Annotated in this window: 7 protein-coding genes and 1 pseudogene; 3 read left to right on the forward strand and 5 right to left on the reverse strand. The window is 61.9% G+C overall.

What is annotated here, in order from left to right; translation table 11 throughout:
* The 5 genes from ABZD10_RS10925 to ABZD10_RS10945 all read right to left on the reverse strand — a co-directional run.
* The coding region (locus ABZD10_RS10925) for an ABC transporter permease (protein ID WP_372886474.1) at window positions 1–1,249 on the reverse strand (1,249 nt) is incomplete at its 3' end.
* Between the two features lie 75 nt (window positions 1,250–1,324).
* Entirely contained in the window at window positions 1,325–2,398 is a 1,074-nt protein-coding gene (locus ABZD10_RS10930) for an ABC transporter substrate-binding protein (RefSeq protein ID WP_372886475.1), read from the reverse strand.
* Between the two features lie 72 nt (window positions 2,399–2,470).
* Window positions 2,471–3,571: an ABC transporter ATP-binding protein gene (locus tag ABZD10_RS10935; RefSeq protein ID WP_372886477.1), complete on the reverse strand. Its 1,101-nt coding sequence runs from the start codon at window positions 3,569–3,571 to the stop codon at window positions 2,471–2,473.
* Window positions 3,572–3,877: 306 nt separating this feature from the next.
* Entirely contained in the window at window positions 3,878–5,266 is a 1,389-nt protein-coding gene (locus ABZD10_RS10940) for an aspartate aminotransferase family protein (protein WP_372886478.1), read from the reverse strand.
* Window positions 5,267–5,351: 85 nt separating this feature from the next.
* On the reverse strand, window positions 5,352–6,059 hold the full coding sequence (locus ABZD10_RS10945; RefSeq protein ID WP_372886479.1) for a GntR family transcriptional regulator: 708 nt from the start codon (window positions 6,057–6,059) through the stop codon (window positions 5,352–5,354).
* A 150-nt stretch (window positions 6,060–6,209) separates the two neighbouring features.
* On the opposite strand from ABZD10_RS10945, the gene ABZD10_RS10950 reads away from it, so the two are divergent.
* The 3 genes and pseudogenes from ABZD10_RS10950 to ABZD10_RS10960 form a co-directional block, all read left to right on the forward strand.
* A complete protein-coding gene (locus ABZD10_RS10950; RefSeq protein WP_372886480.1) occupies window positions 6,210–7,295 on the forward strand; it encodes a polyamine ABC transporter substrate-binding protein in 1,086 nt (361 codons plus the stop codon).
* 66 nt (window positions 7,296–7,361) lie between these two features.
* Window positions 7,362–8,486, forward strand: a complete 1,125-nt coding sequence (locus ABZD10_RS10955; RefSeq protein WP_372886481.1) for an ABC transporter ATP-binding protein — start codon at window positions 7,362–7,364, stop codon at window positions 8,484–8,486.
* A gap of 3 nt (window positions 8,487–8,489) precedes the next feature.
* A pseudogene (locus ABZD10_RS10960) lies at window positions 8,490–8,893 on the forward strand (ABC transporter permease); the annotation flags it as partial.

Consider the following 8,893-nt stretch of genomic DNA (forward strand, 5'->3'; position numbering starts at 1 on the left):
ATCCGAGTTTCATGTTGTCGATGCCCACGACACGGTCGTAGATCCAGACCAGGAACAGCACGAACACCAGAAGCACGATGCCCAGCGCCGCGGCGAGGTTCCAGTTGAGCGATTTACGCATGTGGAAGTCGATGATGTTGGAAATCATCTGGCCATCCTGTCCGCCGACAAGTGCCGGGGTGATGTAATAGCCGATGGCGAGGATGAACACCAAGAGCGCGCCAGCGCCGATGCCCGGAACCGACTGCGGGAAATAGACCCGGCGGAAGGCGGTAAAATTTGTCGCGCCCATGGATTTCGCCGCCCGCACATAGGAAGGCGGGATGGTTTTCATCACCGAATAGAGCGGCAGGATCATGAACGGCAGCAGGATATGCGTCATCGCGATCAGGGTGCCGGTCTTGTTGTAGATCAGGCTGAACCTGTCGTCGTCGGTGGCAAAGCCGAACACCACGAACAGATCGTTCATCACCCCCTGCCCCTGCAACATGGCGATCCAGGCCGTGGTCCGCACCAGAAGCGAGGTCCAGAAGGGCAGCAGCACCAGGATCAGCAAGAGATTCGAGGTCCGCGCCGGCAGTGTCGACAAGAGATAGGCCACCGGATAGCCGAGGATCAGGCAGAAGACCGTCACCAGGAAGGAGATTTCCAGCGTCCTGTAGAACAGGAAGCCATGAATGCGGCGCTCTTCATCCTGCCGGGTGAAGGATCCGTCGGCGTTGTACTTCAGATCGATGGAGGCCGCGAGATAGCCGGGGTTGAACTTGACCGAAGCGATCTTGATCGCCTTCCAGGTCTCGATATCGGCCCATTTCCTGTCCTTCTTGATGAGCGCCTCCATGAAGGGCGCCTCCATCTTGTTGGCACTGCGGGCAGATTTGGTGAACAGGCTGCGGGTGCCGGAAAGCTCGCGGTTGACCCGGGTTGCGACCCGGCCGATGGTCTTTTCTTCCTTGGCCACGATCAGGTCGGCGACCATCGCCGCCGCCATGGCCTCGGTCGGATCGCTGACCGCGTCCCATTCGGCCATCGCTTCGGCCGATTTCGGCATCAGCTTGGCATAGCGGTCGTCATAGACCCCCTGCCACAGCAGGATGATGATCGGAACGATGAAGGCCACAAGGATGAAGGCCAGAAGCGGAAACGCCAGACCGAAGGCGCGGGCCCGGCTGCGGAACATCGCCTGTGACAGCTTCCGCCTGAGCGGGGTGCCGTCGGCGGCAAGAAGAGGGCCGGAAATGTCAGACATGCGCTGGGCCTCGGAAATCATTGGAGGATTGGGGGAGGCGGGGGCCAAGTCGGGCCCCCGCCGTTGCCGAATGGCTTACTTCGCGAGCCAGGCGTTGAAACGCTCGTTCAGCTCGTCCTGGTTGTCGGCCCAGAACTCGAAGTCATTGACCAGAGCGTTCTTCAGGTTGTCGGCTGCGGTCGGCATGTGCGGACCCATCTGGGTCTTGCCGTCCTGATAGAGACCGACGAGCGGACCCGAGGATTTGCGGGCCGGACCATAGGAGATATAGGTCGCCTGATCGGCCAGACGCTGGGTGTCGGTCGAGAAGGCCACGAAGTCCATCGCTGCTTCCTTGTTGGGTGCGCCCTTGGGCATGACCCAGAGGTCGAAGTCCATGATCTGGCCGTCCCAGACCACTTCGAAGGGTTTGCCTTCGCCGGCGGCGGCGTTGAAGATGCGGCCGTTATAGGCGGTCGACATCACCACTTCGCCATCGGCCAGAAGCTGCGGCGGCTGGGCGCCGGCTTCCCACCAGACAACGCTGTCCTTGATGGTGTCGAGCTTGGCAAAGGCGCGGTCCACACCTTCCGGGGTCGACAGCAGCTCATAGACTTCGCCGGCCGGCACGCCATCGGCCATCAGCGCCATTTCCAGGTTGGCCTTGGGGTTCTTGCGCAGGCCGCGCTTGCCCGGGAAGGCTTCGAGGTCGAACAGGTCGTCGATCGAATCGACGCCGGGGGTTTTCGAACTGTCATAGGCGAAGATGGTCGACCACACGATGTTGGCCACCGCACAGTCGGTCAGGGCGCCGTCAATGAAATCCTCGGCGGCCGGGGTGCCATCGGGGGCCGCCGGCAGCATCGAGTGATCCATTTCCTCAAGCAGGCCCTCGTCGCAGCCGCGCACCGCGTCGGACAGCTCGACATCGACCAGGTCCCAGGTCACGGTGCCGGACTCGACCTGGCTTTTCACCTCGGCCAGACCGCCCGAATAGTCCTCGGACACGACGGTGTTGCCGGTCTTGGCCATCCAGGGCTTGTGATAGGCTTCGACCTGCGACTTGGTGTAGGCGCCGCCCCAGCTGACGACGGTGATCGACTCGGCCGAGGCCAGTCCGGCGGCCAGTGCCAGCGCACTGGATGCGAAAACGGTTTTGGTAAAGGTCATGTGTTTCTCCCTTTGGAACATGTAGTTGGTTGCGCCGGGCTTTGCTGCCCGTTGCGTTTTCTTATTGGACTGTCAGGCGTCGAGCGCCCGGCAGTCTTCTGGCAGCCAGCCGATTTCGATCTGCTGGCCAGCCTGCAAACGCACCTGATCCGGCGCGTTGCGCGACTTGATGATAAACTCATCATTGCCGGCAACCCGCAGGCGGGTGCGGAAAATATCGCCCATGTAAATGAACTCGAGCACTTCTGCCTTCAGCAGGTGCGCCCCTTCCTGAAGCCGGTCCTTGTTGAACTCGACTCGCTCGGGGCGGATCGACACGCGGGTGCGTTCGCCCGGCTGACTGACGTTGATCGGCTTGCAATCGATCAACTCGCCATCGTCCAGCTGAACCAGCGCGATGCCGTCGTTGATTTCCTTGACCGTGCCTTCCAGCGTGTTGTTCTCGCCGATGAACTGGGCCACGAAACTGTTCTCGGGCTCTTCATACAGCAGATCCGGCGGCGCCAGCTGCTGGATCACCCCGTCGTTGAACACCGCCACCCGGTCCGACATGGTCAGGGCCTCGGTCTGGTCGTGGGTGACATAGACCGTGGTGATGCCGAGATTGTGCGCCAGGTGGGTGATCTCGAACTGCATCTTCTCGCGCAGCTGCTTGTCGAGCGCGCCCAGCGGTTCGTCCATCAGCACCAGCTCGGGTTCGAAGACCAGCGCCCGTGCAAGCGCGATCCGCTGCTGCTGACCGCCCGAAAGCTGCGCCGGACGGCGGGTGGTAAAGGCGCCCATCTCGACCATGTCCAGCGCCCGCTTGATCTTCGCTTCGCGCTCGGACTTGCCCATGCCGCGCACCTCGAGCGGGAAGCTCAGGTTCTCGCCGATGGTCATATGCGGAAACAAAGCGTAGTTCTGGAACACCATGCCGATGCCGCGTTTGTGCGGCGGAATGTTGTTGATTTCCTTGCCGTCGAGGCGAATCTCGCCATGGGTCGCGGTCTCGAAACCGGCCAGCATCATCAGGCAGGTGGTCTTGCCCGAACCGGATGGCCCAAGCATCGTGAGGAATTCGCCCTTGGGCAGAGAGAGGTTGAGGTCTTTGACGACGAGCGTTTCGCCGTCATAGCTTTTTTGCACGCGGTCGAACTCGACGAACGCGTCGCTTGAAACAGAATTCGCCAAAAGAGGCTCCCTGAATGTTTGAACGGCAGTTTGGTCCTGCGCTTGTTCCCCGATGTAAACACAGCCAGGCAGGGCAGTGCAATACCGGCATGCAACAACAAGACTAGACAGCGAAGCCACATTCCGAGCGGCGAGAGCGACATTTGGCAGGTGAAACGCGACATGCCGGGGCAATGTCAAAACGGCAAAAATGAGAGTCGGCGTGCCATTTTCGCCGATCCACGGCTCTGTGGCGCTGAAACAGGGCGGCAGTTGTCGCGCAATGCCGCCGCGGGTGGCGGTTTCCCGCCACGCCGCAGAGGCGATTCATTCGTAAAGGCCGTCTTTCTTGATCTTCTCGAGGGTCAGATCAAGCGCGGTCCTGGCCCGCGCGACCAGCGTGTCGATCTCGGCTTTGGTGATTACCAGCGGCGGCGCGATGATCATGCGGTCGCCGACATGGCGCATCACCAGGTTGTTGGCAAAGCAGAATTCGCGGCAGATATAGCCGACGTCGCCCTTGTCCCCGGCAAAGGGCGCGCGCGCCGCCTTGTCCGGCGTCAGCGCCAGGGTGCCCATCAGCCCCACCGAGCGCGCCTCGCCGACCAGCGGATGATCGGCCAGCGTCGCCCATTTCTCGGCCAGATAGGGGCCGGTCTCGGTGCGCACGGTGTCGATGATGCCCTCTTCGTCGAGAATGCGCAGGTTCTCCAGCGCCACCGCCGCCGCCACCGGATGCCCGGAATAGGTATAGCCGTGGTTGAACTCGCAGCCGCCGATCACCTCGGCAACCTCGTCGCAGACGATCGAGCCCCCGATCGGCGCATAGCCCGAGCTCAGCCCCTTGGCGATGGTCATGATATGCGGCCGGATGCCGAAAGTCTGCGAGCCGAACCAGTTGCCGGTGCGCCCGAAGCCGCAGATCACCTCGTCGGCGATCAGGAGAATCTCGTATTTGTCGCAGATGCGCTGGATCTCGGGCCAGTAGCTGTCGGGCGGAATCACCACCCCGCCGGCGCCCTGCACCGGTTCGGCGATGAAGGCCGCCACCCGGTCCTCGCCGAGGTCGAGAATCGCCTTCTCGAGTTCGCGCGCCCGCATCAGGCCGAAGTCCTCGCGGTCCATGTCTCCGCCTTCCTCGTACCAATGCGGCTGGTCGATGTGATGCACGTCGGGAATCGGCAGCCCGCCCTGCTCGTGCATCGGGGTCATGCCGCCAAGGCTGGCCCCGGCCATGGTCGAGCCGTGATAGGCGTTCTTGCGGCTGATGATGATCTTCTTGTCGGGTTTGCCCTTCTGCGCCCAATAGGTGCGCACCATGCGCATGTTGGTGTCATTGGCCTCGGAGCCCGACCCGGCAAAGAACACGTGGTTGAGATCTGCAGGCGCCAGTTCGGCCAGCCTGGCCGCAAGCGCGATCGCCGGCACATGGGTGGTCTGGAAGAAGGTGTTGTAGAAGGGCAGCTCGCGCATCTGGCGGGCCGCGACCTCGGCCAGCTCGTCGCGCCCGTAGCCGATGTTGACGCACCACAGCCCCGCCATCGCGTCGAGGATCTCGCAGCCCTCGGAATCGGTCAGCGTCACGCCCGAGGCGCGGGTGATGATCCGCGCCCCCTTGGCGGCAAGCTCGTCCTGGGTGGTGAAAGGGTGGATGTGATGGGCGGCGTCCAGCGCCTGAAGCTCTGCCGTGGGCAGATGGTTGGTGATCATGTTCATGGCAATCCTCGCATGCAGGTGGCGCCGACCTTGCGGCCCGTCGATGTCCTGCGCTCAGAATATGATCAAATTTTGAACTGTCAATCTAGACCGGATTGATTTGTGCAAACTTCAGCGCATCCAGCATCTGGTCCATCCCCTGAACGATGTCCTCTTCGACTGCCTTGGCCGCACGGTCCGGGTCGTTGTCGCGCAGCGCCTCGAGCATTTCCTTGTGCTGGTCGGGCAGGTTCCGCGTGCCCATGCGGCCGCAGACCACGCGCAGCGGCGGACCGAATCGCAACCACAGCCCATTGGCGATCTCGGTCAGGATCGGCGCCCGGGCCATATCGTACAGCCGGGCATGAAAGGCATGGTTTTCACGCAGATAGGCACCGACATCGCCCTGCGCGATGGCGCGATCCAGACGGTTGTCGATCTCGGTCAGGGCACGAATGTCGTCTTTTCCCGCATGCCTTGCCGCCCTTGCCGCCAGCTCGGGTTCAAGCATGCGGCGGGCAAAGATCAGTTCCTCGATTCCGGCGGCGGTGGGCATTGGGACACAGACTCGCCGATTGCCCTGAAATTCAAGCGCCCCTTCCGAGGTCAGGCGGCGAATCGCCTCGCGAACCGGCGTCATTCCGGCCCCCAAATCCCGTACCAACCCTTGGATCGTTACTGCCTGTCCGGGCGCAAGCTCACCAAAAAGGATCTGGTTTCTGAGCTGCTCATAGACCTGCTGATGAATGGGAATACGCTGAGAGTTTTCATCAGCATATACCTGAGCGGTTTGCCGTTTTTCAGTACCTGCCATCGCTTCGGTTCTTGTCCTCTGATCCTGTTTCAAGACGTAAAATCACTTGCCCAATGCAAAGTTATGTTGCCATATCGGCAAAACTTGATCAAATTAATCACACCATTTTTGCATCGGGCCCTGCGCCCTTTCATCCACAGGGAGCACATAATGAAACACACTCTTCTGACTTTGACCATCACCACCGCGCTGGGTGCGGCCGCCGCCGGAGCCGAAGAAGTGCGGGTCTATAACTGGTCCGACTATATCGACGAAAGCCTGCTGACCAAGTTCGAAGAAGAAACCGGCATCAAGCTGATCTACGACGTCTTCGATTCCAACGAGGTTCTGGAAACCAAGATGCTGGCCGGCGGCTCGGGCTATGACGTCGTGGTGCCCTCGGGCACCTTCCTGCAACGCCAGATCACCGCCGGTGCCTTTCAGAAGCTGGACATGGGCAAGCTGCCCAATCACGGCAACATGTGGGACGTGATCGCCGCCCGCACCGAGCAATATGACCCCGGCAATGCCTATTCGATCAACTACATGTGGGGCACGACCGGCATCGGCGTCAACCTGGGCAAGGTGCAGGAAGTTCTGGGCGAGAACGCCCCGGTCGGCTCGCTGTCGCTGATCTTCGACCCGGCCAACATGGAAAAGCTGGCCGCGTGCGGTGTCCATTTCCTCGACGCGCCGGCCGAGATGATTCCCGCCGCGCTGGCCTATCTGGGCGAAAACCCCGACAGCCACGAGAAAGAGGTGATCCAGAAGGCCGAAGCGGTGCTGACGGCGGTGCGCCCCTACGTCCAGAAATTCCATTCGTCGGAATATATCAACGGTTTGGCCAATGGCGACATCTGCGTCGCCTTCGGCTGGTCGGGTGACGTGCTGCAGGCCCGCGACCGCGCCTGGGAGGCCGATAACGGGGTCGAGATCGCCTATAACGCCCCCAGCGAGGGCGCGCTGATGTGGTTCGACCAGATGGCGATTCCGGCGGATGCACCGAACCCCGAGGCAGCGCATGTCTTCCTGAACTACATCATGCAGGCCGAAAACGCGGCAGCGGCATCGAACTACGTCTACTATGCCAATGGCAACAAGGCCGCGCAGCCGCTTCTGGTCGAGGACGTGATCGGCGACACCGCGATCTACCCGGATGAGGACACGCTGAAGAACCTCTATACGACGCGCCCCTATGACGCCAAGACGCAGCGGGTCGTGACCCGCATGTGGACCAAGATCAAGTCGGGCACCTGACCCCGTCACCCCTGCGGCCCGCGCCCTTCCGCGCGGGCCTTTCTTTCGACCAACCGGAGGCCGATCATGGCGCTAGACGCTTTTGCTCCCTGGGATGATCCCGCAGCCGAACCGATCATTCGGTTTCAGAATGTCACCAAGAGGTTCGGCGAGTTCGTGGCCATCGCCGACCTGACCATCGACATCTACGAAAGGGAATTCTTCGCCCTGCTCGGCCCTTCGGGCTGTGGCAAGACCACCCTGATGCGGATGCTGGCGGGTTTCGAAACCCCGAGCGAGGGCAACATCCTGCTTCAGGGGCAGAACATCGCGCCGGTGCCGCCGAACAAGCGCGCGGTCAACATGATGTTCCAGTCCTATGCGCTGTTCCCGCATCTTTCGATCTGGGACAATATCGCCTTTGGCCTGCGCCGCGACCGGATGGCCAAGGCCGACATCAACGACCGGGTCGAGGAAATGCTGCGCCTGACGCGGCTGGAGAAATTCGCCCGCCGCAAACCGCACCAGATCTCGGGCGGTCAGCGTCAGCGCGTGGCGCTGGCCCGGTCGCTGGCCAAGCACCCCAAACTGCTGCTGCTCGACGAACCGCTGGGGGCGCTGGACAAGAAACTGCGCCAGGAAACCCAGTTCGAGCTGATGGACATCCAGGAAAAGACCGGCACCACCTTCGTGATCGTGACCCACGACCAGGAAGAGGCGATGACCGTCGCCAGCCGGGTCGCGGTGATGGATCACGGCGAGATCATCCAGGTCGCCACCCCGGACGCGATCTACGAGAACCCCAATTCGACCTATGTCGCCGATTTCATCGGCGAGGTGAACCTGATCGAAGGCAGGGCGACCGGCCGCGACGGCGACCGCCTGCGCATTGCCTGGGGCGAAGGTCAGCCCGAGATTCTCGGCACCCCGACACGGGACTTTGCACAGGGCCAGACCGTGCATTTCGCGATCAGGCCGGAAAAGGTGGCGATCACCGCCGAGCAGCCCGAGCAGGCCAACGCGGTGCGTGGCCGGATTCTCGACATTGCCTATCTCGGCAATATCTCGACCTATCACGTCGAACTGGCCGGCGGGCAGATCCTCAAGGCGCAGACCGCCAACAACCGCCGGCTGTCGCGGCGCAGCTTTACCTGGAACGACGAGGTCTGGCTGAGCTGGACAGACACCGCCGGTGTCCTGCTGGAGCGCTGAACCATGCGCCGCTTTGCCCTTATCGCGATTCCCTATCTGTGGCTTCTGGCGCTGTTCCTGGTGCCCTTTGCCATCGTCCTGAAAATCGCCCTGTCCGACACCGCGCTGGCGATTCCGCCCTATCTGCCAAAACTGGAACTGGCGGCGGGCTGGGCCGGGTTCAAGCAGTTCCTGTCTGAACTGGACTTCGAGAACTTCGTCTTCCTGACCGAGGATGACCTCTATTGGAAAGCCTATCTGTCGAGCCTGAAGATCGCCCTTGCCTCGACCGTGCTGACCCTGCTGGTCGGCTATCCGATCGCCTATGGCATGGCGCGCGCCCCCCGCGAATGGCGTGCCACCCTGCTGATGCTGGTGATCCTGCCGTTCTGGACCTCGTTCCTGATCCGGGTCTATTCCTGGATGGG

The organism is Shimia sp. (genome assembly GCF_041624275.1).
Classification (GTDB): Bacteria; Pseudomonadota; Alphaproteobacteria; order Rhodobacterales; family Rhodobacteraceae; genus Shimia.

Coding starts and splice junctions, on each gene's coding strand:
- ABZD10_RS10955 (WP_372886481.1), top strand. CDS start 7,362: ATGGCGCTAGACGCTTTTGCTCCCTGGGATGATCCCGCAGCCGAACCG.
- ABZD10_RS10940 (WP_372886478.1), bottom strand. CDS start 5,266: ATGAACATGATCACCAACCATCTGCCCACGGCAGAGCTTCAGGCGCTG.
- ABZD10_RS10950 (WP_372886480.1), top strand. CDS start 6,210: ATGAAACACACTCTTCTGACTTTGACCATCACCACCGCGCTGGGTGCG.
- ABZD10_RS10945 (WP_372886479.1), bottom strand. CDS start 6,059: ATGGCAGGTACTGAAAAACGGCAAACCGCTCAGGTATATGCTGATGAA.
- ABZD10_RS10930 (WP_372886475.1), bottom strand. CDS start 2,398: ATGACCTTTACCAAAACCGTTTTCGCATCCAGTGCGCTGGCACTGGCC.